This is a genomic window from Leptospira fainei serovar Hurstbridge str. BUT 6, assembly GCF_000306235.2.
Classification (GTDB): Bacteria; Spirochaetota; Leptospiria; order Leptospirales; family Leptospiraceae; genus Leptospira_B; species Leptospira_B fainei.
Genome location: NZ_AKWZ02000003.1, coordinates 238262 through 263172, shown reverse-complemented (window position 1 = coordinate 263172; position 24911 = coordinate 238262). Strand labels below are relative to the sequence as shown.

Annotated in this window: 24 protein-coding genes; 14 read left to right on the top strand and 10 right to left on the bottom strand. The window is 44.2% G+C overall.

All coding sequences use genetic code 11. The features are described 5' to 3' along the window. Nucleotides 1-38: 38 nt before the first annotated feature. The 5 genes from LEP1GSC058_RS05310 to LEP1GSC058_RS05290 all read right to left on the bottom strand — a co-directional run bounded on the left by LEP1GSC058_RS05310 (nucleotide 39) and on the right by LEP1GSC058_RS05290 (nucleotide 5418). Entirely contained in the window at nucleotides 39-1007 is a 969-nt protein-coding gene (locus tag LEP1GSC058_RS05310; protein WP_016548347.1) for a hypothetical protein, read from the bottom strand. Beyond that, nucleotides 1007-2812, bottom strand: a complete 1806-nt coding sequence (gene lepA / locus LEP1GSC058_RS05305) for a translation elongation factor 4 (RefSeq protein ID WP_039948042.1) — start codon at nucleotides 2810-2812, stop codon at nucleotides 1007-1009. Before lepA ends, LEP1GSC058_RS05310 begins: the two co-directional genes overlap by 1 nt. Nucleotides 2813-3006: 194 nt before the next feature. Then, entirely contained in the window at nucleotides 3007-3372 is a 366-nt protein-coding gene (locus LEP1GSC058_RS05300) for a TIGR04452 family lipoprotein (RefSeq protein ID WP_016548345.1), read from the bottom strand. A 239-nt stretch (nucleotides 3373-3611) separates the two neighbouring features. Then, on the bottom strand, nucleotides 3612-4619 hold the full coding sequence (locus tag LEP1GSC058_RS05295) for a UDP-3-O-acyl-N-acetylglucosamine deacetylase (protein ID WP_016548321.1): 1008 nt from the start codon (nucleotides 4617-4619) through the stop codon (nucleotides 3612-3614). 115 nt (nucleotides 4620-4734) lie between these two features. Next, entirely contained in the window at nucleotides 4735-5418 is a 684-nt protein-coding gene (locus LEP1GSC058_RS05290) for a DUF6989 domain-containing protein (RefSeq protein WP_016548354.1), read from the bottom strand. 126 nt (nucleotides 5419-5544) lie between these two features. On the opposite strand from LEP1GSC058_RS05290, the gene eno reads away from it, so the two are divergent. The 7 genes from eno to lcpA all read left to right on the top strand — a co-directional run bounded on the left by eno (nucleotide 5545) and on the right by lcpA (nucleotide 10483). After that, nucleotides 5545-6843: a phosphopyruvate hydratase gene (eno, locus tag LEP1GSC058_RS05285; RefSeq protein ID WP_039948041.1), complete on the top strand. Its 1299-nt coding sequence runs from the start codon at nucleotides 5545-5547 to the stop codon at nucleotides 6841-6843. Between the two features lie 5 nt (nucleotides 6844-6848). Continuing rightward, nucleotides 6849-7310 carry an FtsB family cell division protein gene (locus LEP1GSC058_RS05280; protein ID WP_039948040.1) on the top strand — a complete coding sequence of 154 codons (462 nt, stop codon included), beginning with the start codon at nucleotides 6849-6851 and terminating at the stop codon, nucleotides 7308-7310. A 10-nt stretch (nucleotides 7311-7320) separates the two neighbouring features. After that, nucleotides 7321-7926, top strand: coding sequence for a ClpP family protease (locus tag LEP1GSC058_RS05275; RefSeq protein WP_016548572.1), 606 nt, complete (start codon nucleotides 7321-7323; stop codon nucleotides 7924-7926). Between the two features lie 13 nt (nucleotides 7927-7939). Then, nucleotides 7940-8296 (top strand): hypothetical protein, encoded by a 357-nt coding sequence (locus LEP1GSC058_RS05270; protein ID WP_010410531.1) that lies wholly within the window; start codon nucleotides 7940-7942, stop codon nucleotides 8294-8296. Between the two features lie 18 nt (nucleotides 8297-8314). Beyond that, nucleotides 8315-9316: a YheT family hydrolase gene (locus LEP1GSC058_RS05265; RefSeq protein WP_016548591.1), complete on the top strand. Its 1002-nt coding sequence runs from the start codon at nucleotides 8315-8317 to the stop codon at nucleotides 9314-9316. Between the two features lie 71 nt (nucleotides 9317-9387). Beyond that, on the top strand, nucleotides 9388-9933 hold the full coding sequence (locus LEP1GSC058_RS05260; protein ID WP_016548405.1) for a DUF4416 family protein: 546 nt from the start codon (nucleotides 9388-9390) through the stop codon (nucleotides 9931-9933). After that, complete coding sequence (gene lcpA / locus LEP1GSC058_RS05255; protein WP_016548714.1) at nucleotides 9908-10483, top strand: complement regulator-acquiring protein LcpA; 576 nt, start codon at nucleotides 9908-9910, stop codon at nucleotides 10481-10483. Before LEP1GSC058_RS05260 ends, lcpA begins: the two co-directional genes overlap by 26 nt. Nucleotides 10484-10502: 19 nt before the next feature. Here lcpA and LEP1GSC058_RS05250 read toward each other — a convergent pair whose 3' ends face one another. Together LEP1GSC058_RS05250 and LEP1GSC058_RS05245 are read right to left on the bottom strand one after the other, a co-directional pair. Continuing rightward, on the bottom strand, nucleotides 10503-11246 hold the full coding sequence (locus LEP1GSC058_RS05250) for a diacylglycerol/polyprenol kinase family protein (RefSeq protein ID WP_039948039.1): 744 nt from the start codon (nucleotides 11244-11246) through the stop codon (nucleotides 10503-10505). Nucleotides 11247-11268: 22 nt separating this feature from the next. Continuing rightward, nucleotides 11269-11619, bottom strand: coding sequence for an STAS domain-containing protein (locus LEP1GSC058_RS05245; RefSeq protein WP_039948038.1), 351 nt, complete (start codon nucleotides 11617-11619; stop codon nucleotides 11269-11271). A gap of 133 nt (nucleotides 11620-11752) precedes the next feature. Here LEP1GSC058_RS05245 and LEP1GSC058_RS05240 point away from each other — a divergent pair, with 133 nt between their 5' ends. The 4 genes from LEP1GSC058_RS05240 (at nucleotide 11753) to LEP1GSC058_RS05225 (ending at nucleotide 15087) form a co-directional block, all read left to right on the top strand. Next, a complete protein-coding gene (locus LEP1GSC058_RS05240; protein WP_232224625.1) occupies nucleotides 11753-12412 on the top strand; it encodes a hypothetical protein in 660 nt (219 codons plus the stop codon). Beyond that, nucleotides 12402-12749, top strand: coding sequence for a hypothetical protein (locus tag LEP1GSC058_RS05235; RefSeq protein WP_016548380.1), 348 nt, complete (start codon nucleotides 12402-12404; stop codon nucleotides 12747-12749). Before LEP1GSC058_RS05240 ends, LEP1GSC058_RS05235 begins: the two co-directional genes overlap by 11 nt. A 41-nt stretch (nucleotides 12750-12790) precedes the next feature. Then, nucleotides 12791-14284, top strand: a complete 1494-nt coding sequence (locus LEP1GSC058_RS05230) for an LIC12015 family putative lipoprotein (RefSeq protein WP_016548421.1) — start codon at nucleotides 12791-12793, stop codon at nucleotides 14282-14284. A gap of 395 nt (nucleotides 14285-14679) precedes the next feature. After that, nucleotides 14680-15087, top strand: coding sequence for a helix-turn-helix transcriptional regulator (locus LEP1GSC058_RS05225; protein WP_010410551.1), 408 nt, complete (start codon nucleotides 14680-14682; stop codon nucleotides 15085-15087). A gap of 135 nt (nucleotides 15088-15222) precedes the next feature. Here the strand turns inward: LEP1GSC058_RS05225 and clpB are convergent, their stop codons facing one another. Beyond that, entirely contained in the window at nucleotides 15223-17802 is a 2580-nt protein-coding gene (gene clpB, locus LEP1GSC058_RS05220; protein ID WP_016548524.1) for an ATP-dependent chaperone ClpB, read from the bottom strand. Nucleotides 17803-18044: 242 nt separating this feature from the next. On the opposite strand from clpB, the gene LEP1GSC058_RS05210 reads away from it, so the two are divergent. From LEP1GSC058_RS05210 to LEP1GSC058_RS05200, 3 genes are read left to right on the top strand one after another with little or no spacing between them, the layout of a single operon-like run. Further along, nucleotides 18045-19859 (top strand): sodium-dependent transporter, encoded by a 1815-nt coding sequence (locus LEP1GSC058_RS05210; RefSeq protein ID WP_016548514.1) that lies wholly within the window; start codon nucleotides 18045-18047, stop codon nucleotides 19857-19859. Nucleotides 19860-19866: 7 nt separating this feature from the next. Next, nucleotides 19867-21867 (top strand): ATP-dependent DNA helicase, encoded by a 2001-nt coding sequence (locus LEP1GSC058_RS05205; protein WP_016548404.1) that lies wholly within the window; start codon nucleotides 19867-19869, stop codon nucleotides 21865-21867. Further along, on the top strand, nucleotides 21864-22754 hold the full coding sequence (locus tag LEP1GSC058_RS05200; RefSeq protein ID WP_016548399.1) for a hypothetical protein: 891 nt from the start codon (nucleotides 21864-21866) through the stop codon (nucleotides 22752-22754). The genes LEP1GSC058_RS05205 and LEP1GSC058_RS05200 overlap by 4 nt, the downstream gene beginning before the upstream one ends. On the opposite strand, the gene LEP1GSC058_RS05195 is transcribed toward LEP1GSC058_RS05200, so the two are convergent. Then, complete coding sequence (locus LEP1GSC058_RS05195; protein ID WP_016548726.1) at nucleotides 22726-23517, bottom strand: tetratricopeptide repeat protein; 792 nt, start codon at nucleotides 23515-23517, stop codon at nucleotides 22726-22728. The two genes, LEP1GSC058_RS05200 and LEP1GSC058_RS05195, sit on opposite strands and share 29 nt — an antisense overlap. 84 nt (nucleotides 23518-23601) lie before the next feature. Next, nucleotides 23602-24909, bottom strand: coding sequence for an asparagine--tRNA ligase (gene asnS / locus LEP1GSC058_RS05190; RefSeq protein WP_016548499.1), 1308 nt, complete (start codon nucleotides 24907-24909; stop codon nucleotides 23602-23604). Nucleotides 24910-24911: the final 2 nt, after the last annotated feature.

Sequence of the window (24911 nt, the reverse complement as noted above, 5' to 3'; positions counted from 1 at the left end):
ATGAATCAACATTTCATAATCCTATAAAACATCCGGCGTTATCCCGATATTATTTCTGTAGAAAAATTCTGCAGTATGCCGCCCTGGTAAATATACAAAATTCGTCCTTCTAACTTCCCGGCAAGGATCATGCTCTCTAAAACGCTTAACGTCTTAGAAGCGTAAACCGGTTCGAAATAAATTCCTGTTTTCTTCCAAAGTTGTTTCGTTTTTTCATGCCAGCTTTCAGTTTCTCCGAAGGAAAAAGAGGCGAACGGCAATTCCGCTTTCGGTTCGATTAAGAAGTCGTACGGAATTGCAATTTGCTTTAGATCAAGGTTTACCCGACGAGACTCCATCCAAACTTGCATTTTTCTCTTGGACAATCCTAAAGTGATGCCGAAAACCGGGAGGCGATTCCACTTGAGAGCGGAAAGCCAGGTAATTCCGGAACCGACATCGAGTAGAATGCAATCGAATTCCTTAGGGTCGATTTCATCCCACAAAGGAGCCAATCCGTTCAATGAATTTTGGCAGAATAAGTATTCCGGAAGAAGAACCTGGCGATCTTTTGTAGGCACTTCGACACCCTTGTCAATCCGATCGAGCGGAACCACGCTTGTGCTACCCGTATCGCTTAGTTCCAGGACGCGAAGTTCCCATTCGCGTCTTGTAGGATAAATTACAATCTCAGAAAATCGTTCGGCCAAAATAGAAGCCGGACTCCTCAATTCCGGATTTCGAGAATAGCCGATTATTTTCGTAGGAATGCCTAACCAGCGAAAAAAAAGGACGCCCGCTAAAATTGCATTTGAATGAAGATTTCCTTGTAAAACGACACTTTGAAGTTTACCGGAATGAAAATAGGAAGCGAGGGAATTGTAGATTCCGAATAACTTTCGAATCTTAGTCCCTTGCGAAAAGAAAAGTCGATCCTCGCGTTTAACAAAAATCTCGGACTTATCGATCTTATATAAAAATTGGACCGGGCTTGCTTCGTAGAATCGCTTCGGAAGCTCCGGAAACATTAATCACCGGTTTTCAGGACCGCCAAAAAGGCTTCTTGAGGAATTTCAACATTTCCGATTTGCTTCATCCTTTTTTTCCCTTCTTTCTGCTTTTCAAGAAGTTTCTTTTTACGGGTAATATCTCCGCCGTAACATTTAGCGGTAACATTCTTCCTGAGAGCCGAAATGCTTTCCCTCGCTAGAATCTTCCCTCCAACCGCCGCCTGGATGGGAATCATGAATTGGTGCCGCGGAATTAATTCCTTCAATTTTTCGATAATTTCTCTTCCCCGTTGCTCGGCTTTACTTCGATGCACGATCATCGAGAGAGCATCCACCGGTTCCCCGTTTACGAGAATATCCATTTTAACCAATTGTGACGCTCTATACCCGCAAGGCTCGTAGTCGAGCGAGGCATATCCGCGGGTCAAAGATTTAAGCTTATCATAAAATTCGAAAATAAGTTCGGCGAGTGGAAGCTCGTAGGTAAGTTGGACCTTTTCCTGCGTAAGATAAACCGTATCCAATTGAATTCCGCGCTTATCCATTGCAAGCGACATGATATTACCCACATATTCGATCGGAGTAATGATCGATGCCTTCACGAACGGTTCTTCCGTGGTTTCTATGAAAACCGGATCCGGAAATTTAGAAGGATTGTCTATATCGAAAACTTCTCCGTTCTTCGTTTTGATGGTATATTTTACGGAAGGGGCTGTCGTAATGAGGTCTAAGTTGAACTCCCTCTCCAACCTCTCTTGCACAATTTCCATATGCAATAAACCCAGATAACCTACCCTGAAACCGAATCCCAAAGCTGCGGAACTTTCCTTCTCATAAACTAGAGCCGCATCGTTTAGCTTCATTTTTTCGATTGCGTCCACAAGTTCTTCAAATTGCTCGCCTGCAATTGGGAAAAGTCCGGCAAAGACCATCGGCTTCGCATCTTTGTAGCCGGGAACCGGCTCGGCCGTCGGGTTCGATTGTGAAGTCACCGTATCACCGGATCTAGCATCCGATACTTTTTTGATGCCTGCGATAATGTATCCGACTTCTCCCACGGACAGCGAATCCTGGGGCATCAATCCGATTCCTTTGATACCGACTTCGTTGACGGTAAAATCCTTTTGATTACTCATCAAAAGAATTCGATCCCCTTTTTTAACGGTTCCGTCGAACACTCGAATTTTGATAACGACGCCCATATAGGGATCGAAATATGAATCGTAAATTAAAGCTTTTAGAGGCGCTTTTAAATCGCCGGTCGGCGCAGGAATTTGACGAGTAATTTCCTCAAGTACGGCCTTAACATTCAAACCGGTTTTCGCGGAAATTGCGACTGCCTTTTCCGCATCCAGACCGAGGCTATCTTCGATTTGCAGTTTCGTTCTCTCGACGTCGGCTGCCGGCAAATCGACCTTGTTCATGACGGGAATAATTGCAAGATCCTGTTCCATCGCAAGATATAGATTCGCTAAAGTCTGCGCCTCTACCCCTTGACTCGCATCCACGATCAAAAGAACTCCCTCGCACGCTTTTAGAGAGCGAGAAACCTCATAGGTAAAATCCACGTGGCCGGGAGTATCGATCAGATTCATCGTATAAGTATGGCCGTCATCCGCCAAGTAGTTGAACGTAGCATTATTGGCCTTGATGGTGATTCCTCTCTCCCGCTCGATATCCATCGAGTCCAAGATCTGATCTTTTTTTGTCCGATCGTCCGTGACTCGGCCGATTTCTAAAAGTCGGTCCGCTAACGTCGATTTACCATGATCGATATGAGCAATGATGGAGAAGTTTCTGATGTATTTTTGCCGGTCGGACATGCTTAGAAACAAAGTTCGAGGGATTTCCTCCCCTGAAAAGCCTTTTCTGAGCCAACTCCGGAATGAGGAAGGATTTGGAGATAGTAGGCTTACCTGCCTAGCGGCATTCCGTTAAAAACTCCCCTCTGCCTTTCAAACAAACGGAGAGATTCTAGGAGAAGCGGGAAGAGCAAGGCTGCATCCCGCAATTCAAATTAGTAGATGAGTCCGTCCGCAGTAATTCCCTTGCAAGAGGAGATAACAGTCAGCGTCGATCCGATCAGATAACCTTTCACGCCCTTGATGTCCGTTACACATTGATTGACGACCGATTCTTTATAATATTTAGTCGGATCGATACCGGCAATATCGCTAGCGAGAATAGTTAAAATCGAAACGGAAGCGCGCCCATTTAGAATCGCCGAATTCACCAAATCCGTCGTGATTGCCGCATCGGTAATTTTACTTGCAGCCTTATCGCCTTTAATCCTATCATAAGTGAGACCTACCGGATCCAAAACCGCACAATTAGCGAAGGCAATCAGCAGAAAAATCGCCGAAGAAAATACAATTCTTTTCATTTAGAATTCATCCAATTTAGAATTTTCTCACTTATGAAGATTTTATATATTAATTACAAGTATTTTTAGCCCGCAGATTTGAAATCCTCTCGGGCGTGCAAGCTCTAGGAATAAGTATTCCGAGCAATAAGGGTAAGGCTGAGGAAGTTTGGCCGAAATTCCGACTTAGAAAGTTTCCCGATTTTGAAATTCCATTTTGTACCTATTTCTAATAAGAAACTAACTTAAAAAATCCGCTTTTAATATTGGATCGATACACCGTGTTTTTCCAAGATAGAGCGATCGCATACGAATTGAGCTATATCGATCTGTTTATGGTGATCGAATAAGAAAGTGGTCATCTTTCCGACGAATCTTCCTTCGTATTCCTCTTCGACAAATCGCAACCAGGAAGAAATATCAATAATTTCATGACACAAAAATTCGAAGTCAAAGCCGGAATTCCTATCCTTAAATTTCTTTCGACTGTTATAAATGCGTTCTTCGTCCAGCAACAGCACGTTTTCAAGAGTAAAGGGATAATCCTTCAATCCTCCGGCTAAACCGACTTGATAGAATTTTTCAGCCTCTGATTTAGTCCTGAAAGCGGTAGTCCTTGCATCGCAGTAATAGGCGAATGAATGCGGTTCGAAAACCGTTTTTATCCTCGCGTTTCCAATGGAATTCCCCGGATAAGAAACTTGATGATCTATAATTAACTGCTCGGATTCTTTCGAATTTTCCGGAGGCTCCACTACGCAGTATCCTTTTTCCCAAACAAGTGCGAGCGGCTTAGAAACGGAAATCGTTTTACGCGGAGCTATGATTCTAAGGTTTCCCGTTAATCCGTCCAGATAAGGCCGATCACAAAAATCAAACGTTGGCAGGCTTGATTCGGTCGTTTCAATGTCTACATATACGCCGAATGCCAGCATCCAAGCCAGAGGGTGCTCGATAACTTTAACATCGCCCAATTGTATATTATGATTTCCTTTTATACAATCTGCTGCATTTAACGGAAATTTTTTTCCATCCCAAGAAAAGGAAGATCGGTTGCCGGCGGCAGGCGAAATTTTTACCAAACTATTCTTATTTTCAAACGTTGCTTTCCCTTCTATGGTAAAAGCTTTTTCCACCGTATACGAATTGCCTGGTTCAACAATTAAAGTCGAATCCGTAAAATAGTCGGGTAAACCGAGAATCGATCGATTTCGATCTTCGAGTAAACCGCCGATTTCCGCTGCTCCGGTGATTATTTGCGCATCCATTTTCCTCTCCTTCGCTTCAGAAAACGATCAGCGACAATTCTCAGAATCGATTCGAGGAGAAGAATTATTTTTTGCTCCCCGTAATCGACTTTTATACGGAATGGAGAACGTTCCTTTATGTACGCCAAACACCTTCCAAAAGAAGATAAAAGCAGGATAATGCCCCCAAATAAACAAACATGGTCGGGATTGTCCAAAGCAGTTTGGTACGCAAAGGTTTTCCCTCAGTATGGAAATAAGCGAACGCCGTGAACACCCCCAATACCAATTCAGGAAGTAAAACGTACACTGCCGTATGGCCGATCATTGAAACGTTTTGGGAATACCAGACAGGAATCAATCTGGCAAATTCTTCCGAGAACGCAAAAATTACGAATGCCACGCCGCCAGCCACGGTATATTTCGCTATCGGATTCGCGGATGGTTGGCGCTTGGCAAAGCGGACAGCCGCAAACGTAGATAGAAATAACGGAATCGTCCAGAGTCCCGCCATATACACCGGGACCGTTCCTATCTTATAGAATCCGTCTTCGGGGAAAACAAGAACACCTAACACCCTAGAAAGGAACCAGTCGGGAAACACTTGCAAAATACTTAAAGGAAAGACGAATCGAAAGATGTCCAACCATCGATCATGATCCCAAATTTGAGCTGCGACCGGTAAGCCTATCGCGTAGACCACCGCCAAAAAAAATAATCTCCACCCCGTGGAGGCTGGAATGGGGAGCAAAAGCGTAATGATACATAGTACCAAATAACTCGAATGAAAGAAAAGTGCATGTTTCTCCGTAGATTTCATGGAAGCGTTTCTATTGTTTCCGAAGGGTTGGGCAACCCTTTTTCCCAGTTTCCCGCTTGATTTATTTTGCTTAAAGACAACTATCTCTGAAAAAATCCTTCGGGAAAAAATATTACAGGAACTATCATGCTTAAATCTTCCAAAATCTCCGGGATACGAGCCCGAGAAATTATGGACTCTCGCGGAAACCCCACAGTCGAAGTGGATGTAAAACTCGAAGACGGATCTTTCGGCCGAGCAGCCGTTCCGTCCGGGGCCTCGACTGGCGAATATGAAGCAGTGGAATTGAGAGACGGGGATAAATCCCGTTATGCCGGAAAAGGCGTTCTCAAAGCCGTCGAACACGTAAATCTAAAAATTAAAGAATTATTGATTGGTGAAGATGCATTGGATCAAAATCGAGTCGATGCGCTCATGCTTGAAAAAGACGGAACGAAGAATAAAGGTAAATTAGGCGCCAACGCCATTCTAGGAACTTCCCTCGCGGTTGCAAAAGCCTCGGCGGCTCACACTAGACTTCCCTTATACCGATATATTGGCGGCAATTTCGCTAAGGAACTCCCAGTCCCCATGATGAACATTCTGAACGGAGGAGCTCACGCAGACAATAATGTGGATTTTCAGGAATTCATGATTCTTCCGGTCGGAGTTCATAGTTTCAGAGAAGCCCTACGGGTCGGTGCGGAAGTATTCCACACTCTGAAATCCGTCCTAAAGTCGAAAAAACTCAATACCGCCGTCGGAGATGAGGGAGGATTCGCCCCCGATCTAGCGAGCAATGTGGAAGGGTTGGAAGTCATCCTGGAAGCTATAGAAAAAGCTGGATACAAACCCCAAAAAGACGTTCTACTCGGACTGGATGCCGCCTCTTCCGAGTTTTACGATAAATCCAAAAAGAAATATGTTCTCGGTGGAGAAGGAAATAAAGAGTTCACTAGCGCGGAATTGGTGGAATACTACTCAGATCTAGTGTCGAAGTATCCGATCATTACTATTGAGGACGGCTTGGACGAAAACGACTGGGATGGATGGAAAATTCTAAGCCAAAAACTTGGAAAGAAAATCCAACTCGTAGGAGACGATCTCTTCGTGACGAACATAGAGAAATTGTCCAAAGGGATTTCGTCTGGGATCGGAAATTCCATATTGATCAAAGTCAATCAAATCGGATCGCTTTCCGAAACATTGGCATCCATCGATATGGCAAAGAAAGCTAAATATACAAATGTAATCAGTCATAGGTCCGGTGAAACGGAAGACGTGACGATTTCGCATATTGCAGTGGGGACCAACGCAGGCCAAATTAAAACCGGCTCGTTATCTCGAACGGACAGGATTGCCAAATATAACGAACTTCTTCGAATCGAAGAGGAACTAGGAAACTCGGCAATCTATAAAGGAAAGGAGACCTTTTATAACTTATAGATAAGATGGGTTCAAAACTGGCGAACAGGCTATTCTTCCTCCTGGTGTTTCTCTCCGGACTTTTTTATTTTACAGTCTTGGGAGAATCCGGCCTGGTCGTGAGGTCCACCTTAGAAACCAGCCTTTCCAATCTAAAACTGGATGTGGAAAGGTTGGAATATGAAAATCGCCAGTTGGAGGAACGTCAAAAACTCTTACGAGATGACAAGGTAGCGTTAGAACGTGAAGCGAGAAAATACTATCTTTTGTCGGAAAATGCACATATAATTAAATTTAAAGAGCCCGAACCCAGGACGGAAAACCGACCGGTGCTCGCCTCCCGGCTGATTGCACTGCGTGCGGGTAAAGATCTACCCGTTCCCCCCATTCAACTGATTCGCTTTTTTTACGTCTCGTTTGTTGCGTTCGTATTTATTGGTGTTTTCAGGAAATTGAGGAGGAAGAAACTGGAACAACGAAGTGCTTAAGGGAGCCAGAATGTCCGAAAACGAGAAAATCGCCGAAGTCTTCGAAGAACTTACCGGTAGTAAAATTTCCAAGAAGCTAATTGACCATAGGAAGATATTCTTGTGGGGAGCTGTCACTGACGAGTCCGCCAAAGATATCGTAGGAAAACTACTTTTTCTAGAGATGGCTGATCCGGGCAAAGAGATCACGTTTTATATAAATAGCCCCGGAGGAGTGGTCACCTCCGGACTCACCATCTACGATACGATGAAAATGATAACTTCTCCGGTTAGCACTGTCTGTATGGGATTGGCGGCTTCGATGGGATCTGTACTTCTCGCAGCAGGAGTAAAAGGAAAGCGTTCCATTTGGCCAAACGGAAAAGTGATGATCCACCAACCGTCTATCGGAGGGCAAATTGTCGCACCCGCGAGCGATCTAAAAATTCAAGCTGAAGAAATTCTAAAAACGCGAGCTCGACTAAACCAAATCCTCGCAGAAGCTTGCGGGCATCCCGTTTCAAAACTGGAAGAAGATACGGACCGCGACTATTATATGGACGCGGATGAGGCAATCCAGTACGGAATCGTAGATTCGCTCGCTACGAAAATTGAATTTCCAAAATTGAATTCTTAAAGGATTTAGTATTTTGTCGGACGCCCCACGAATCGAAGACGTCCTCAAGGACTACTTATCCAACCAGCAGGGGGGAAGTCGGGATGCGGATGAGAAACTCTGCACCCTTCTTCTGGAGTTTTCCGAATTATTATTCGGAGAAAACGAAGATCAAAAAGAAGATCGAATCACTTTAAAAAACCTAGGATCATTCGAGTTGGATGAGTTCCTGCATTTTTTCCTGACTGATATGCATCCGGACGACAGTCTCGTTCAGAGTCGGGCCAAGGATTTCTTGAAACGGTTTAGAAAGTTTCTAGAAAAAAGAAATCTGCTTGGAAAAGCTCAGTTGGAAGATTGGAAGGAATTTTTTCAAGAGAACGGAATCTAACTCGCGATATCTCTGCCGATGGAACACCTTCCCTTTCGCCCTAAACGATTCGTTTCAGGAAAACACGCTCAAACGATCTATAATACTTTTTTTCCTCCTTCAAACCGGTTGCGAACCGATTACTATTGCGAAGATATCCTTCTTACGGTAAGCGGAAATTCCGGAGACACACTTTGGCTCGAACATAATCCGCCGATCTCCAGCTATAGGCAAGATTCTACGCCTTGGAATGGAACGTACATCGTTATGATTCATGGGATGGAAGGAGATTCGGAAAGTCCCTACCTTATTTCTTTAGCTCAAAGTGCGTTAGAAAGAGGATACGGAACCCTTCGAATGAATTTGCGGAATTGCGGAAAAGGCAGAGGATACGCAAAATATTCTTATTATGCCGGACAGTCCGAGGATCTCCAGGACGTTCTAGATTTCGCAAGAGACTCCCTTTCTGCAAAGGTCGTCGTCTCGGGTTTCTCTCTTTCCGCTAATCTGGTCTTGAAATTCTTCGGAGAACGATCGGATCGGAAAGCGATGGCTTTTTCCGCCGTATCGCCCCCATTGGACTTGGCAAAAAATTGCGCGTTTATCGATTCTTTGGCGGGTCGCTTTTACAGAGAACATTTCTTGAATGCATTCAGAAGGAAAATTAAGGAAGGAATCGTAGAATTAGCTCCGGAGGTGAGAGCGAACTTAGGCAACGTAAAAACCTTCTTCGACTTCGACGATTTGATTACCGCCCCGACATTCGGATATCGAAGTGCATTAGATTATTATAAAATAAATTCCTGTAAGAATTACATTCGTACGATTCGTCATCCGGGAATACTGGTACACGCCGAGGACGATCCGGTAGTTCCCATTTTCGAATGGGATTCTATTCCATGGGAAAATCTCCCGAACCTTCAGGTTCTACTCACTAAAAAGGGAGGTCATGTCGGATTCTTGTCCGATCGCAGCCCGGCAGTTCCGGATGGCCATTGGGTCACGAAAATTCTGCTGGATTATTTCGATTCCAAATTATAGTCTGATCCCCAAGGGAATTCTCGACGGGCGCACCGAAGCCTTTATGAGTGAAAAAACAACTCTAAGTAGACGTGAAACAAAAGCTACCCGCAACTAAGCAACGCAAACCTTTACCCGCATCGTTTTTCTTAATCGTATCGTTCGAGGATCAGGAAGCTTACTACAAATTGAAAGAAAAAGCGGAAAATACCTTTTCCCAAACTCTCTACGAATCACAACCTCTCCCTAAATGGAGTCATCAATTCGCAAACTTCTTAGATTCCCCGCTTGGACGGCAAACAAGAATACTTTCCTTTAAACGCCGCATCTCAAGGGAGGAATTACCCAGCCTGCAAAAAGAATGTCTTAAATTCCAAGAACAGCTTCGAAAGACGGACGAGTCGTTTCGAATTTTTCCCGGCTATCTAACCCCTTACAACCTAGTCTTGTCTTTCGTCGAAGAGGATTTACATAGAATCTATCTTTTTCACGGAACTTTTGCCGAAATAATATACACGTATCAAAGTCAAAAATGGATATGCCAATCTTCGGCTCCGGATTTTTTTAAAGCTCCCGAAGTAATTTACTTTTTTACAAATTTGAGAGAATCATATGTACTTTCCCTGGAAAAACGTTAAGTTCCTTACTCTTTTTATCTTTCTCGCTACTTGCGAACCGGCTCCTCTCCGAGTGGAGAGTATAGAGTTATGCGATTATTTTACTCGCCATGGAAATTGTGAGGAACCCACTCCTCTCAATCGAAAATACGAAGTGAAAATTCCGAATAACAAAAAGCCGCTTACGTGGGAGGATTTGGGAAATTATCTATACTTTCACGCGAGGGAAACTCCGGGGTTCGTTTTACGCATGAATCGAAAGTTCACACCGGAAGAACAGAAAGGAATCCGTGAATCCTACGCGGCGATCTACGAATTTGCGGGGGATCGGGGAAAAATGGAAGGTTTCGAAATGGGAGAAAACTGGATCGGTTCCTTTAATTATTTGGGCAGCATGATTAAAGCGAAGCAAAAGAAAGAGAACAGATTAAAACTCTATCCTTACGAAACCACTCTCTTTCCGGCCGATTTGGAATTTAGCTGGACCTCGCCTTGGTTTAAGGGAAGCACGAAAACGAGAATCGATTTCGTATATTCCGTACTACCTCCGGAACCTAAAACTAACCCGTAAAAATAATTCAGCAAATTTCTCAGTAGAACATATCCAGCGGATTCAGGAAAATCCGAGAACCATCCACGCCTAATACTAAAAAGGCGATGATTCCGAGCACTAAAGCCGAGACGACCGGAATCAATAAATTATCGTCGATTAAACCGTTCCAGTAGGTTCCGCTATAAAGCTCCGTAAATGCCGCGGCAACTATTGCAGGTAGAATCAAAATTAAATTCTGCGAAAATTCGCCAGAACCGTATTGATAAATTCCTAAGGCTTTCGGTTGGGCCTGAATGACATATAAAAACCAAAGACCTACGATTAAAGTGGAAAGGATAAATGCCGCGATTCCTTCCTTGGACTTTCCGTTCGCGAATCGATTTCTTCCGAAATGAACTCCTACCCAGGCAGCCATAGGATCGCCGATCACCAAAAACAACATGGATAAGATCGTTATATCCGGAGGAAAAAAAAGAACGACGAAGGTTATGGATAGAAAATAAGGAAAGGTGCCGTTGATCCTATATTTTTCCTCTTCCTTAAGTAAGGGTCCGGCGACTTTAACGAATAAATTTTGAACCGCTTGGACCCGAAAGCGCGAGAATTCCAAAATCACAAGTAAGCCTAGAGAGAAGAATAAAAGGAACGTAATAATCACCCAGGTAGCATGTTCCAGACCGAATCCACCCTTGAAGACATCGAAGTAATAGCAAACCGGTATCAAAAGACCTAACAAATGCCAAGCTTTACGAAAATAATTAAAGGAAGCAGGTCGTGTCATTTCCAATTTTCTAAATCCTATTTCATCTTTTGGAAGCGATCTTTAAAGCCGCTTCCTCGTCTCCGGCGATCAAAAAAAAACCGTTTAAGCCGGCCATCTTGAACACGTTAGTAATTGCCCTCGAGATATTCACTAAGACTAACTTATTCTTATTCCCGAAGCTCACCTGACTCACTTCCTTTAGGGCCTGAACACCCGTAGAAGAGATAAGGTGTACTTCTTCCAGATCCATTATTACCGGACCTTGACGGACGGCGACAGAAAGAACGTCCCTAAACTTTTTCTCAGTAAAGGAGTTGATAGAACCTTGCAATTTCAGAACTTGAACACTGTCTATCTTTTCCGTCGAGATTAGAATCTCGTTCAGGATCATAGCTTCCTCGATTGGTCAGAATCCGGAATTTTCCGAAAAGATACAAATGGTTTTTCTACTATTCACTTCCGCCTTCCTCTTTTTCAAATCGTACAATTTTCCCTTTTCGGGAGTATTAGTCCTGGGTATGACTATGAGCACCTTGGTGCTTGTAAGATCCGAAATCAGACGCCTCAATCCGGTTGTACTACTATTTCCTTTCGCCCTCTTTCTTGCTTCGCTATGGGATGGCTCCTCGCCCGAGGACATTCTAGATCTCATCTGTCTCAGTTTAGCCGGCATCATAGCCTGCCGGGATATTTCCTGGTTTCGGGGTCGCTCCGTTTCTATATTCCGGGAGGGAGTTTTTTCTCTCTTATTCGCCTGTGGGATTATCTTTTCTTACTCTAAGGAGGAACTTTCCACCTTATTGGCTCCCGGAATGGCGGTATTTTTTTTACGCGGAATTCTTGGGAAAAAACTTCGAACCGTGCTACTCTCTCTGTTACTTGCAGCTACTACGATCGGATTCCTACTCTCCGATCCGACTCAACCCTCCGAACCGTCATTTGCAAAAGCGATCCTTCTTTGCTCCGCAATTGGACTTCTTCTTTTTTACGGTAAAGGGGGCGAAGGTTCCGAAAAAATCATTTTCTTGCTTTCCTTTTTACTCGTAGCCGCCTCCAAACCGGGGCAGGAATTTCCGGGTTATACTGTGGGTCTCTTCTTTTCGTACTTGCAAGAAGAGACCCAGGAACCAGACTCCGAAATGGGTGGTTCCTCCATAACTGGCAGGCATTCTTATGAAGATTAAAGTTGCTCACCTTCTGCGAAAAACCGAGGAGATCGAACGAGATCTAACCGAATTGGGAAAGATTCGAGATCGAATCGCCGCAGACCGAGATTATTCCGAATCCCTTCGAGACTCGATCGGGGCCGAAATGCAAAAGCTAACGACCCAAAGGGAGGAAATGCTTTCCTTATCGACCAAGGAAACTCCGAACGATTGGAATTCTCCGTCACCTTCTTCCGGTGCAAGAGCAGCCGAAGGTTTGTACCAGGATAACGAAAAACGACTCACTCGGGAAATATCCGTTGAAATCCAAGGAAAGCGCGCACAACCTGCCCGAAAGACCGTTCACAAATACTGATCCTCCCTAAACTCCGTAAAACCAGGTAATAGAAAAGAAACATGAGTAAAAAAATCATAGTACTCTCGCTCTTAGGCTTCCTGTTTGCCGATTGCAAATTGGATTCCGACGTACTCGCCTCTTTTAAAGGCGGAACCCTAACTAGAAAGGAATTAAGACTCCATTATTTTTACAGCTTAAAAGGCAGGAAGGTGGATGAGACGACGGCTTCCGTCGAAAACCAAAATAAAGTTTTGGAAGAACTCAGTCTTTTAAAAATAGCGGAATTATACAACAAAGATCATTCATTAGTCTCCGAAGGAGACATGGAAAGATTTCTTAAATATTCCGAGCCGCAATTTGCATTCTCTCTATATCGTAAGAAATTCGAGGATCAAATCACGAAAGAAGGAAAAGTAAGAATGGCCTTCATTCGGGTTTTACTCGTCGCTTCTCCTGACTCGGCAACCGGAAAGACTCTAAAGCAAAAAGCGGATGATTATCTGGAACAATTGAAGAAACTTTCATCCAAGAAAGATGTCGCTCAATTCGTATCGGAGCATACCGAAGAGCCTCAAAGAAAATCGGTAAGCGGAGTTTTAGAGCCCGCTTGCTTGGACTGCGGAAACGATCCGCTCTCCGCAATTCTTTCTAAGGCGGCCGAAAATAAAGGGCAATGGATTTTAGAAGAAAGCGCAGGCAAAATTTATATCTTACGTTCCGAAAGACTCGAAAATATCTATTTAGCTAGATTAGAGAAGCTTTTTAAAAATGAATTAGGCAAACAAAGGGACTCGGCTAAGGATTATCTTAAGAAAGATAATTTAAGCGAAGATGATAAGAAAAACTCGAAGTTCTATTCCGAATTGCGAGTTGAAGAAATTGCCGGACAATATGCGGATTATTATAAAAACAAATTTCTCGCCGAAGCTTGGAAGAAGAGTATCGATCAAGTTATGACCGAGTCCGGTTGGGAACCCGCGCAAATTTCCCAAGCGAATATCGGAGCAATCACTCCCGAGACCGTTCTTTTAACGGATAAAAAAACCGGAGAAGTCGTTCGCTATAAGGAAGTACTGGAGAAATTCAAAGATTTCGCCGCGATTAGCGGTGGGGATGCAACTCCCACAAAAGATGAAAAATCCATGGTGATTAACTTCTATTCTTCCCGATATCTGCCTCTAAAAATCGGAGAACGTTCCGAGGCTATTAAGCGAATTCGGAATTCGGAGGAGTATAAGGAATTATTCCCGATTCAAAGAAGATTCTTAGTATTGCCGCTGCTGATGAAGAAGGTGTTCCCGCCTAAGATAGACGTCACAGAAGCGGAAATCAGAACGACTTATGAAGCGGGCAAAATGTTCTCTTATTCCAAGCCCAACCCGGCGAATCAGCAAGAACGTATACCTCTTCCCTTTGCAGACGTAAGAGAAAAGATTCGTCAGGAATTATTGGATTCTAAAAAACAAAGCCTTGCCCAAGAGTTTATCGGTAAGTTAAAATCCGAGTACCAGTTAACGGTTGCGACCGAGCAACTTAAACCGGGAAAGATTTAAATATACTTCGTAAAAACTTTCGGAGCTGCAAGCCTCGGTCTTGAAAGACCGAGGCTTTTTTATTCTATTTTAGGTTTTCCATTCTTTCCTTAGAATGGGTTATAGACTCGGGTCCGATCCCGTTTGCCACTTAGGTAGTACGCTCTATTTTTAATCGGTATTTAACTTACTTTACTTATCGAAAGAAAAGCATACCTGTTTAAATGGCACAATTTTCTTATAAAAGATCGATATTCTTACTAACGCTCTTTTTTTTATTAAGAATCACATGAAATAGGAAAAAAATTGTAGCCCAACTGCTCGGACGGGAAGTAATGGAAATTTATTCTTGAGCCTATATGGCGCATGAATAGAACGGTAAAAAAAGAGGGGATAGAATGAATAACCACATCTACATGCTCCGAAAAAAACGGGGCGTCAAACAATACGATATGGCAAGGGCTTTGGGTGTTTCCCCTAGCTACCTCTCCAAGATCGAAACAGGAAGCCAAGCTCCTACTGAGAAATTCAGACAAGCTTGTGCGAAATATTTGAAAACCACTCTTGATAAATTATTCAATGACCGTCCGGTCGAAGATGTTTATCCCGAATTCAGCCAAGGCCTTACCAACAAACTATGGGCAAAACGTAGAGAGTTGGGAATTAAACAATATGATATGGCAAAGAAATTGAAGGTTTCTACTCCATTTCTATCAAAAGTAGAATTGGGTCTTTTGGAACCGCCAGAAGAATTTAAGAATATGGCCTCTAAGGTCCTAAAAATGAAAAAAGAAGAATTGTTTTTACTGAAAGTAGAATTCTAATTTAATAGCGGGAGGCTGAAACTGTCTCCCGCAATACATTCTAACCTTCTTATCCCTCGGATCTCTGTGTCCTCGATGAACCCCGGCTCTTAACCGGGGTTTTTATTTGAGGGGCTTAAAGTTCTCGGATTGGAGTTACGCTTTTTTAATTTCAACTCGGCCACCATGATAATCCACATTCACTTTCTGCCCATGCTGAAATTCTCCTTTTAGTATATAGGAGCTGAGCGCATTCCCTACTTCTCTCTGGATTAACCGTTTAAGCGGTCTCGCCCCATATTCCGGATCAAAACCCGCTTTGGTCACGTATTGCTTCAGAGCGGGAGTGAAACCGACATCCAAACCGTTCTCCTTGGCTTTTTTTGCCATAATCTGCAATTGAAGTTCGGAGATTTTGGAAAGCATCGCTTCATCCACGGATTTAAACAAGATCACTTCGTCCAAACGGTTTAGGAATTCAGGTTTGAAATGTTTCTTCAATCGCTGTTCGACTAACCTTTCTTTTTCTTCGGCGCTATATTCGGGCGAACCTAATATATCGGAGCCTATATTCGAAGTAAGAATAATCACCGTATTCTTGAAATCCACGCTTCGACCTTTACTGTCCGTCAATCTGCCCTCGTCCAGAATCTGTAAGAAAACGTTGAAGACTTCCGGATGAGCTTTCTCGACTTCGTCAAAGAGTATGACCGAATAGGGTCTTCTTCTTACAGCCTCGGTAAGCTGCCCGCCTTCGTCGTGTCCTATATAACCCGGAGGAGCTCCTATCAAACGAGATACGGAATGTGCTTCCATATATTCGCTCATATCGATCCTAAGCATCGCGTTCGGATCGTTGAAGAGGAATTCCGAAAGAGCCTTTGCCGTTTCCGTTTTACCGACCCCTGTAGGACCCAGAAAGAGGAATGTTCCGATCGGTCTGTGCGGGTCGGCCATCCCTGCCCTGGATCTTCGAATCGCTTCGGATAACAAAGACAAGGCGTGCTCCTGCCCGATTACTTTCGTTTTGAGAGATTCCTCCATATCCAGAAGCTTTGCCTTCTCGCCTTGAAGCATCTTAGAAACCGGAATCCCGGTCCAGCGAGAGACGATATTCGCGATATCCTCCTCGTCGACTTCCTCTTTCAAGAGACGACTTGCTCCCGAGATCTTTTTTAGTTCCTCGTTGGCCTTTTCCATTTGCTTATCGAGTTCGACTAATTTGCCGTAACGTATCTCGGCCACACGATTGATCTCTCCCCGTCGTTCGGCTTCCGCTTCCAAAACCTTAAATCGATCGATCTGCTCCTTAATTTCCTTAATTTTCGCGATCTTGGATTTTTCCAAATCCCAGCGCGCCTTTAAGGTCCTAAAGGTCTCCTCTTGCTCGGCCAATTCCTTTACTAATATTTCAATGCGTTGTTTAGAAGCCTGATCCTTTTCCCTTTTGAGGGCTTCCCTTTCGATTTTGAGAGATTGGATCTTTTTACTCAGTCGGTCCAATTCTTCCGGCATGGAATCCATTTCGATTCTCATTTTAGAACTAGCCTCGTCTATCAAATCGACGGCCTTATCGGGTAAGAATCGATCGGCGATATAACGATTGGAAAGAGTCGCTGCCGCAACCAGGGCCGAATCCAAAATCTTAATTCCGTGGTGTAACTCGTATCGATCCTTCAATCCTCTAAGAATCGTTACGGTCTCTTCTACGCTCGGTTCTTTTACGTAAACCGGCTGAAACCTTCTTTCTAATGCGGCATCCTTCTCGATATATTTCTGATATTCTTTGAGAGTAGTCGCACCGATGCATCGCAGTTCTCCTCGAGCCAACATCGGCTTAAGCATATTCGAAGCGTCCATCGCGCCCTCTGTAGCGCCGGCTCCGACGAGAGTATGAATTTCATCGATAAAGAGAATTATATTCCCTTCACTCTGCTTGACTTCGTCCAAGGTCGCCTTGAGTCTTTCTTCGAATTCTCCCCTGTATTTCGCGCCAGCAATCATCGCCCCTAAATCCAGAGCATAGATAGTCTTGTTCTTGATTCCTTCGGGAACTTCGCCTTGAATAATTTTGTTTGCCAATCCTTCTACGATTGCGGTCTTTCCAACTCCCGGCTCCCCGATTAGGACAGGGTTGTTTTTAGTCCTTCTTGTCAGAACTTGGATCGTTCGTCGAATTTCTTCATCTCTTCCGATAACCGGATCCAATTTTCCTTTCTGTGCGAGCTCGTTCAAATTCTTCGCATATTTTTTAAGAGCATCTACCTTGTTTTCGGGAGAATCGTCCATAATAGGTTGTCCTTTCCTTACGTCTAAAACGACTTTCAATAATTTTGCATAGTCCAATCCGAGATTTTGAAACTCCTGCCGAAGCGGGGAAATTCCGGATCGGACAAATCCGAGAAGTACATGATCCGTACTAAGATAATCGTCCTTTAGCTCCTTTCGCAAAGCTTCGGAATTCTGAAGAAGCGATACCGCCTCCCTGGAAAAACCTCTCTCAGTGTCACCTTCCACTTTGGGAAGCCTTTGAAGCGCCGACTCGGTTCGACGACGAAATTCATCCAGAGGGAGACCTAATCTAGCGAATATCGGCGGTGCAAATCCATCTCCCTGCGATAGAATTTGAGCTACGATATGCTCTTCCTTGATTTCAGGATGTTTTAAATTTGCCGCAGTCGTCTGCGCTTCCGATAAAGCTTCATTCAGCTTTACGGTAATCTTATCCAATTTCATTTTCTATTGCCCCAGCCAGGGTTATATCTTGCTTCCCCAGTTGTAAATTTAGACTTTGGATCCGATCAAATGATCGTATTTTCTGCCACATAGTCAGAGACTTTTTTGAACTATTTATGTCCCGTTTTTTTCCTTTCGGTGAATGGAAATCCTTTTGACAAACCAAGTTCGTCTCATGCGATTATGATTCATCTTCCCTTTCGAGCCGAAAATAGCTCGAAAATCCCCATACGGAAAACGCAATGCCGACTCAACCTGTTAAGGAACGCTGGAAATCCCGCACCGGACTCATTCTAACCGTAGCCTCCGGGGCTATCGGTCTCGGGAATTTTTTACGATTTCCGGGCCAGGCCGTTCAGAATGGGGGCGGAGCTTTTCTACTTCCCTATATCGTCAGTTTCATTTTAGTCGGAATTCCAGTCTGCATTACGGAATGGGTCATGGGACGACTCGGTGGAGAACAGGGTCATAGCGCGCCTAATCTATTTCGTTCGTATCTTTCCGGAGTCCCACTTCGCTTAGTCGGCGCAATCGGGATTACAATTCCGCTTCTAATTTACGTATATTATGTTTTTGTTGAAGCCTGGTGTCTCGCTTACGCTTTCGATTTTGCCACCGGTCAAATTAATCTCACTACGAACGGGAGCGGTCAAAGCGCCGTCATCGCGACCGCGACGGACTACTTTCAAACGTTAGTGGGTGCGAAAGAAAACGGTTCGGCAGTCGCAGGAAAGATTTTCTATGCGACTCTCGCCTGCTTTCTCATGAATTTTATTTTAGTCTATCGTGGAATCGCAAAGGGGATCGAAATTTTTGCTAAGATCGCGGTTCCGTTAATGTTGGTCTGCTCGGTAATCGTTTTAATTCGGGTTCTGACTCTGGATGGAATCGAAATCGGTTTAGGAAAAATGTGGAACCCGGATTGGGATTCGCTTGGGCAGGCGAAAGTTTGGATTTCGGCGGCTGGACAAATTTTCTTTACTCTATCCGCAGGCTTCGGGATCGCGCTGGTTTTTTCCAGTTATTTAAAACGGGAAAACGATGTCGTCTTATCTTCATTATCCGCGGCATCGTTAAACGAATTCGTGGAAGTCGCGTTCGGCGGAATGATTACGATACCTGTGGCTTTTTTATTCTTAGGTCTGACCGTAACCTCTTTCGGAACTTTCGGAATGGGATTCATCGCCCTTCCCTCCGTCTTTGCATTGATGCCGGGAGGACAGTTTTTCGGAGCCATTTGGTTCTTTGTCCTTTTTTTGGCCGCCCTCACCTCTTCGGTGACCATGCTTCAACCTTGGACCGTCTTTTTGGAAGAATCCTTTCATGTGAGTCGAAGAACTTCCAGCTTCCTTTTATTTCTACTTACGTTCTCTCTCTCCTTTCCCATCTTATATTTTAATAAGAATTTTAACGCTCTCGATCAGGCGGATTTCTGGATCGGAACAGTGCTAATCTATATTCTCGCGACCATCCAAATTCTAATTTTCGGTTGGGTGATCGGAGCAAAGAAAGGATTGGAAGAGGGCTATCGCGGTTCACATATCAAGCTTCCGAGTTTTTTTTGGTGGATAATCAAATACGTGACTCCTGCGTTTCTGTTAGTTATCTTCGGTATGTTCCTATACCAAAATCTTGAATCGTACATTAACAAAATGAGCGTCGACTGGATGATCGCCAATGCCGGTCCTGAAACGAGTTCTGAAGAAGCAACCGTCCAGGCCCTGGTCTCCCGTTACGTTTTTTTAAGCATTATAGCGGTATTTGCATTCTTCTATTTTTTGGTTCATCTCAGCCTCCGAGGAAAAGAAGAGGCAGTAACGGAAAAGGATTCCCGAAAAAAATATATATTGCCTGCCGTCCTGGGTGGATTCGGATTTATCGTAGTCGTCGCGTACAATTTCTTTCCGTATAGGAACGGTTCGATTGCTTCTGCGCTTGCTTTACCGGTCACGGAATTGAGCATCGAAGGAGCTTTAACTATGGGATTTTCATTGGGACTCGTTTCATTACTTTCGCTGTATTGTATCGTAAAACTTTTCCAGACAAGGAACGATTGAGGGATTCTTGGGTAAAACGGCAGAGCAATTTTCCAAACTTTCCACCCTATGGCCTGAATTCGAGTCCAGGCCGGGTCAAATTCAAATGGCTAACGGAGTCGAAGAAGCGTTTCAGGAAGCGAAACATCTAATCGTAGAAGCGGGAACCGGAGTCGGGAAATCGCTAGCATATCTCATTCCCGCGGCTCTATCAGCATTGGAGAACGACCAGACCGTAGTAATTTCTACGGAAACAAAGGCGCTCCAAGATCAATTGATCCGGAAGGATATTCCCCTTGTATCTGAAATTTTAGGCGAGGAAATCCGAGCCGAAGTGGCAATGGGCGCCTCTAATTACGTATGCAAAAGAAAGCTCGGAAACGTTCTCTCCCAGGGAACTTTCGGTCCGGAAATGATGGATCATTTGGAATCCTTTAAGAACTGGGTTTCGGTAAGCCAGAGCGGGCGCCGCCAAGAATACGACGGTTACGCATCTTTTGATTTTTGGAATAAGGTCACTCGCGAAGCGGATTCTTGCTTAGGCAGAAATTGTCCGAATTTCTCGCATTCGTTCTATTTTCTAGAGCGGGCAAAATGGCAAAAAGCGCATATACTGATCGTCAATCACCATCTACTCGCGGCCCATATCGCTTCGGACTTCAATATACTTCCCGAATTTAAAAAACTCGTAATCGATGAAGCTCATAATTTTCCCGAAACCTTAGGTTCCGCATTTCGAATCGAATTATCCTCCGGAGAAATCCAAAAACTTCTACAGCAGGTTTGGAATTCTCAGAAAAAAACGGGATTAGCGGTTAAACTCAATTCACCGAAAATCAACGATTTAGCGACCCAAGCTGGCGAAAAACTTTTCTCCTGTTTCAACGCGATCGCCGGAGAACTTCCTTTGAATTTTTACGGATCACAAAGAATCCGTAAAGTTTTGAAAATGGACGGCGGTATTTTCGAATCCAACTTGGACGCTCTGGAACAGGCCCTTCTCTTAGAGTTGAAAAAATACAGTAAGGAAAGCGAGGAAGTAAGCGAAAAGGAAATAGCCCTGGAAATAGAAATGCTCGCCAATCGAATAGGCAGCATTGCAGAGGGACTTCATCTCTTCCGAACGATGGATAGCGGCGAGCGTGTTTATTGGGCGGATCCTCCGAATCAAAAAACGAAAGAACTCTATCCGAAACTTCTTACTCAACCCTTGGAATCCGAATCCATTTTGAAGGAAATTTTAGAGCCTCGAACCGAAAGCATCATATTCACCTCCGCAACTCTAGCAACGGATAAAGGAAATCTAAAGTATTTTAGCGAGAGAATCGGCAAACTTCCATCCAAATCCAAGATCGTTCCTTCGCCCTTCCCGTATGAAAAGAATTCCATTCTATTTCTTCCCAAGGACGTGCGCGATGCCTCCGAAAACGCCGAAGGCAATTCCGCTGATTTATCCCGCTATATCGTCAAGCTGATCGAACTAACCCAAGGCGGGACGTTCGTGCTATTCACTTCGAATCGTTCTTTAAATGAAATATTCGAGATAGTCAGTCCTGTTACGAAATTCCCTATCTTCTCCCAAATTACTATGGGGCCGGAACCTGCGAAGAACGCTTTCTTATCGGAAGAGAATGCGGTATTATTCGGGGTTTCCACATTTTGGCAAGGCGTGGATATTCGAGGAGACAAACTTCGCTCCGTAATTCTCACGAAGCTCCCGTTTCAACCTCCGAATGATCCGGTTCTGGAAGCGAGAAGCGAAAAGTTGAAGGAGAAGGGAGGAAACCCCTTTCGAGATCTTCAGCTTCCGTATGCTACTACGATTTTAAAACAAGGATTCGGGAGATTGATTCGATCCGAAAAGGACACTGGAATCGTCAGCCTTCTGGATTCTCGAGTTTGGACCAAATCGTATGGCAAAGATTTAATCTCCGCCCTTCCTCCGGCCAAAAGAATCTCGAATTGGGACGAATTAAAGGTCGAATATTCTAAATTGCCAAAGTACGCTTCGGGAGCCGCCTTGCGATGAAGGAATCATTTTTCTTGAAACTTCCGTCGGTTTTACTCGCCTGTTTTTTTTCGACTCTAATCCTTCCTGTCTTAGCTTGGGAATCCAGAGACAAAACGGATACGATCACTGATTGGAAAGCTGGTGAGATCCGTAAAACGCTGGAACTCAAATTACCGAAGATCGTTTTTCATCCGGATGATCCGGACTATAATCGGGAAGGAACCGCAAAGAATTTAACCGAAGCGCGTAACATTGCCAAAGAGAAACTTCGGGAAGACTTGAAGAAGTATTTATTTCGCGGTATGGAAAACTTGCGATTGGATTCCGGTCGCCTACTTAGGGAAAAGATTGCGGAAGACGAATCGTTTCGGGAAGTATTTCAGGAACTTTACGAAAAAGATCCGATAGAAATCGAGAATCGTTTTAAAGAAAACCGATTGAACGCGACCGGAATTCTTCCCTTAAAAGGCAATAAAGGGATCTTTGCCCATATCCTGCTTCCTTATGGATCGGAGAATTTTCCCGAACCTACGGCTTCCGATCTGCCTTCCGACGCTTATACGGGTCTTATCGTCGATGCAAGACATTTGAAAGCGGAGCCCGCTCTCTTTCCGGAAATTAGAAACGAAGACGGGATTAGCCTTTATTCTCCTTTGTTTCTGAAAAAAGGAGCCATCGTAAATAATGGTTTTGTAATGTATCTCTCCGATCCGAAGGAAGCGATGAAGAGGGAATTTACCGGAGATAAACCCTATGTTGCAATGGCTTTATCCGCTTCGGGAAAATATCCTGTGGATTTGGTGATTTCTATCGAAGACGGGGATAGAATTCTGGCCTCCCCCAAAACGAAAGAGGCGCTTCGAAAAGGTAAAGTGATTATTTTACTTGGGAAACCAGAGAAGTAAAAACTTCTTCGGCTTTTTTATATGATTCCGAAAAGAGATATGCGTATCCTAGATCCAGTAATTCCTTTTTGGATAATTCTTTACGGCGTTTTTCATAGACGGAGATGCTTTCAATGACAGGCGCATATTCCGTTACTTTTTCCTCATAGGAGGGAATTTCTCCGGCGCCCGGCAATTTCTCCAGAATGCTTTTTGCCTCCTCGAATTTTCCGAGTTGGACCAAGCATAAACCTAGAGCGGCCAGAACGTCGCGATCTTCTTTTAGAATCGAAGAATTCTCCTTAAACGCAGCCAATGCGTCCTCGAATTTGCGAAGATAATATAAAGAGAAGAATTCTAACTTTGCGAAATAATTGTCTTTAAAAAGAGCCTTGTACCGTAGGATCAAATCCAAAGCGGCCTTATGCCCGCCCGCTTCCTCGCAGGTTTTAATTCCCGTTTTCAAGATAGAATAAGAAACTAGGGAGGAGGAAGCCTTGAAATATTCGTGAAACAGCAATGCCGCTTCCTTCACTCTTCCGTTAGATCTATGCAGGTATCCGCCCAATAAGGGAGTCAGAACCGTTTTGCCTTCCAAAGGGAAATTATTCGCGCCTTCCCCACCCGTCTCAAATTCCGTGATTGCCCTAAGATGATTGATAAAAACATTCTCGGGATGTCTCTCCGCTATACGGACGACTTCCTCATACGATCCGGTTTCAAAGAGTTCCCATACGGACTCTTCCAAAGAGACTTGAGTAGAAAGGGCTGCACTCTTAGCCATACAATACCTCTTCTTCTGGTATCGGTGTTTGTACGGGATTTCGGAGTTTTTTTTCCGAGTCCGTCCGGACTTTCCGTCACCCCCTCAGGGATACAGCCTTTCCATCATCCTAGGGAACGGGATACATTCCCGAATATGAGGCAGTCCGCAAATCCATGCGATCAGTCGCTCGGACCCCAAACCGAATCCGGAATGAGGAACGGATCCGTATTTGCGCAGTTCCAAATACCATTCGTAAGTGTCCACGGGAAGCTCCTCTTCTTCTAGTCGCTTAACAATCGTATCATAGCTTTCTTCCCTCTCGGAACCTCCTATGATTTCCCCGACGCCGTCCGGTGCGATTAAGTCCGCATTCAACACGGTCCTCGGATCTTCCGGGTTCACTTTCATATAAAATGCTTTTGCTTCTCTCGGATATTTCTGAATGAATACCGGCCCTCCGAATTTCGAGGTCAGCATTTGTTCCCGCTCGGAATTGATATCATCTCCCCAAACGATCTCCTCTTTTTGCGACTGCAGATATTTCAGCGCGTCCTTATAATCGATTCTGGGAAAGGGCTTTTCCATATAAGCAAGTAACTGAGCGGGATCTCTTTCTAGAATTTTCAATTCGGGCATGCAGGCTTCCACGGTTTGCTTTACGATGGTCTTTACAAAGTCCTCCTGCATTCCTAGATTTTCCTCATGTCGAACGAATGCCGATTCTACTTCCAGCATCCAGAACTCCGTCAAGTGACGTCGAGTCTTACTTTTTTCGGCCCGAAACGTAGGTCCGTAGCAGTATACCTTACTGTGCGCAAAGATGGCGGTCTCCAAATACAGCTGTCCGGTTTGCGCCAAAAATGCTTTGCCTAAATCGAAGTATTCTGTCGAAAACAAGGATCCTGCCGACTCTCCGATCGATCCCGTTAAGATGGGCGTGTCGATTAATGTGAATTTTCTTTCATGAAAGTATTTTCGAATATTAAACGACACCTCGTCGCGAATCCGAAGAATCGCTAATTGCTTACCGGACCGTAACCAAAGATGACGCTGGGAAAGTAAAAAATCGATTCCATGTTCTTTCGGAGTGATGGGATAATTTTCAGAATCACCGATTTTACGAAATGAGTCCATGATCAGTTCAAAACCGATAGGAGATTTTTCGTTCGCAACCAGCTTACCTGTCACTTCCAGAGAAGTTTCCTGTTTCAGATGCTTGATCTGAGAAAAAACTTCCTCTCCCAGGATTTCTTTCTCGGCCAGAACTTGGAGAATTCGTCCGGAATTCCGCAGGCTGATAAATTGACGAGCATTGGAACCTCTGATCCCGTGCAGCCATCCGGGTACGGTAACTATCTGTCCCTCGTTTTCGGAAAGTTCGTTTAAGGAAATCGTCTTCGTTTCGGACATGA